This is a genomic window from Marinobacter sp. L-46 (assembly GCF_056859535.1).
The window spans coordinates 1-3,083 of the sequence record NZ_JBSXOP010000034.1 but is presented as its reverse complement, the minus strand read 5'-3'; the positions used below and the strand labels follow the sequence as shown (position 1 = coordinate 3,083).

Annotated in this window: 3 protein-coding genes and 1 pseudogene; all 4 read left to right on the top strand. The window is 54.6% G+C overall.

Translation table 11 applies throughout. The features are described from left to right. A pseudogene (locus AC13DJ_RS02885) lies at positions 1-301 on the top strand (hypothetical protein); the annotation flags it as partial. Between the two features lie 303 nt (positions 302-604). Next, on the top strand, positions 605-850 hold the full coding sequence (locus tag AC13DJ_RS02880; RefSeq protein WP_474541121.1) for a hypothetical protein: 246 nt from the start codon (positions 605-607) through the stop codon (positions 848-850). Next, on the top strand, positions 847-1,974 hold the full coding sequence (locus tag AC13DJ_RS02875; RefSeq protein WP_482932767.1) for a hypothetical protein: 1,128 nt from the start codon (positions 847-849) through the stop codon (positions 1,972-1,974). Before AC13DJ_RS02880 ends, AC13DJ_RS02875 begins: the two co-directional genes overlap by 4 nt. 13 nt (positions 1,975-1,987) lie before the next feature. Beyond that, a complete protein-coding gene (locus AC13DJ_RS02870; protein ID WP_482932766.1) occupies positions 1,988-3,055 on the top strand; it encodes a hypothetical protein in 1,068 nt (355 codons plus the stop codon). Positions 3,056-3,083 lie beyond the last annotated feature (28 nt).

Below are 3,083 nucleotides of genomic sequence, written 5' to 3'. Positions count from 1 at the left end.
GTGGGATATGTTGCAACGCTACATGGACGTCACCCAGCCCCTGCCAGACATGCCCCGGTTGGAGCCGTTTCGCCACCTGGACCCGGTGACCGCCAAGTACGACCAGACTACTAGCCGTAACCCCCGCTACTGGCGAGACCTGGATCTTGAAGCTTGGCAAAAAAGTGAAGGTGCGGAGCTGTTGAGAAACCAGCGGCAGTATGCTTGGGGTCGCAGGCAATGCAGAGTCACTCCGCAATTGGGTAGTGTGGATATGCCCACCTATCGCCAAAGTAGACCTGAAACAGCCTGTGTCGTGTAAGGCCACTCTTTCCGGTTGTGGTGGGAGCTCGATTGGCCACTTGTTCTCTTTGAGGCAGGTGCATAAAGAAAATGGCAGATACCAAGGCACCTAGAGCCGGCAACTCGGACGCTTTCAAAAGCGGCAAGGTGACCTATCTTTCGCCGCTTCCGCCGCCTACCGGGTTGCCTCCCGTTGACTGGCTCTCTGCCTGGCGTGTTCATCCCGCCCGGACTAACAGATTCTTTGGCACCGCGGAGTCCTGGGAGCACTGTACGTACGAGATTCTCACCAGCCTGGAAATCATCGAAGAGGCATGGTTTCATGCAGCTGGCGTTCACTCGTCCCCAACCCCAGAGGTCAAAAGACCGTGTGCTGTCGCGCGAGTTGGCACTGTTGGTAAAGGTGGAAACCCTCCAGCCGGAAGGTCATTATGCTGAGTCGGTTAACCTGCTGAAGGCCGGGCCGAACAGTGGCTATCCCATTGTCCCGGTGCAGGAGTCTCCGAAAGGCGAGATCGTTTGGCGGCGTGTCACTGACCCTCTGATGGACATGGATATTTATTTATGAGTGAAACGCGAAATAATGGAGATCTGCAGCCCAAAGCGGGCGAAGCTGAGAGCTTTCCCGGTGGCAAGCTGACATTTTTGTCCCCAAGACCATTACCAACAGGTCTGCCGCCAGTTGACTACGGCCATGCGGTGGGAGAGGTTCAAGAGGGTTATCTGGATTTCGGGACAGGTCTGCTGCCGGTGTTTGGTTGGCAGGCAACGCTGGGTGTACCCTTTGGATCATTTATTCTGATGGCGGCTGGGTTCCCGCTTATAGCTTTCTTCGTGCTTTATTGGCTCGGGAATGGTTGGGAAGATGGAGTCCATGCGCTACGTGGGGTGTCTGATTATGGCTTCCCGATTGCTGTTGGAGGGAGCTGTTTTTTCTTATTATTCGGCCTGGCCATCAGGATCAACCAGCACCTGAAATACAAAACCGTTACACCCACACGCTTCAACCGCCAGCGCCGTGAGGTTTGCTTTGTGCCCCAGAATGAGCAAAACCCCATCTTCGTTCCTTGGGAAGAGCTGGTTGCCTGGGTCGCTGAGGCTCAGGGCGTGACGGAATACGGGGTACAACGCCAGTACGGTTTCGGTATCGGCTTTTACCATCCAGACACCGGAAAAAAATACACACTGGAATTTCAGACCTACGGCCTGCCCCAGGCGATCAGCAACTGGGAAGCGATTCGTGCTTACATGGAGTTTGAAGTCCATACACTGAAGGAAATTCAGGATCCTCTGGACTTGCAGGGGCCTGATGATCCCGCATGGGAAGGTGTACACGTCTTCCGCAATGCCCGCAAACGACTCCATGATGAATACCGTGAAGGCAAGCGAGGTGTTTTCTATCTGGTCGGATGGTACCTGTACCACCTGATGACCTTCTGGACCCTCCCGAACCGGTTGGTGGAGTGGGAGGTCAGAAAGATCCGGCGTATGAAACAGAAGGCTCTGCCAGAGGCCATGGCCGCGTGGAGCAAGCCGCTGCCCGAAGGCCAGTGGGCCCGCCCAAGTGAGGAACTGAGGCGCCAAAGCCGGCGCGTTCTGGAGCTTCGAAAGGCGAACCCGAATAGACCGGTTACGGAAATCTTTGCTCAGGTGACCGCTGAGTGCGAACCCCAGAGCGTTATGCAGGCATGAGGAAGGTCGCCGGGTGAGTCAGAATCCAAACAAACTTAGCTCTTACAATCGCGGAAGGCGGGAGGGTCATATTCCTTTCATTCCCGAACCTGTGACAAGCAGAAGGCGCTTTGGGCAAGATCTACAACCTGTTGGCGATTATGCAGACGTTCAGCCTTTCTACCGAGTTTGTGAGGATGTGGGGGCTGTTCAACACCAGGATAGTAGTGACTCAGAGGTTTTTCTTTCTAGTGATTGGTGGTGGAGTCAGGGTCGAATTCGTTTTCTGAACGGCAAGGCATTCATTGGTCTTTCAGCCGCACAGCTGCTAATCCCTTATCTTTGGGGCGGGCTTGTCTTGGTTGGTGGAGGGATGATGCTCTTACATTATGCTTCCCAGGTTGAGCTCCCTGACGAACTAAAATCACTTTTAGGCCTCGGAGTGGTTTTGGGTTGGATAGCACTATCTATGTTTCTAATCATAAAAACCTTACCTTGGGTTATGAGCGCCGCTGCCTTTCTATTAAAACCGTTCGAAAAAGGCCTTTCTAGGATAATGGATCGCAGCCTTAAAGCGGGCGAAAGCTACTTCAACCGAGAAACCGGCCAGGTGAGTTTCGCTATGCCTGGCGGCAAGAAACTGACAGCGCCCTTTGAGGAGTTCGATGCCTATGTTGAGCGGGTGATAGAAGCCGGTGGTATCTTCTACCGCTTGATGTTCGTGCATCGCTACACTGCAAAACAATTCAGCCAGACGTCCCTGAGCCGGGTCGAACCCACGAAAGAAGAGGTAATGGCGCTGTGGGACATGCTTCAACGCTACATGGATACCTCTCAGCCCCTGCCGGATGTGCCAAGGCTGGAGCCGCTCCGGCATCTGGATCCGGTCACTGCGGAGCATGACGAGCGCATCGAGCGTAATCCCCGGTTCTGGCGAGACTTGGATCTGGAAGCCTGGAGACAGGGAGAGGGCGCAGAGTGGTTGAAGCGCCAGGTGGAGTATCCGTGGGATAAGCGCCGTTGCAAGCTTACGCCGCAACTGGGCAAGATTTCGATGGAAGAATACCGTAAGCAGCGACCGGCCGAGGCTTGGCCGATTTGAGTGGCATGGATGACTGAACAGAAACAGC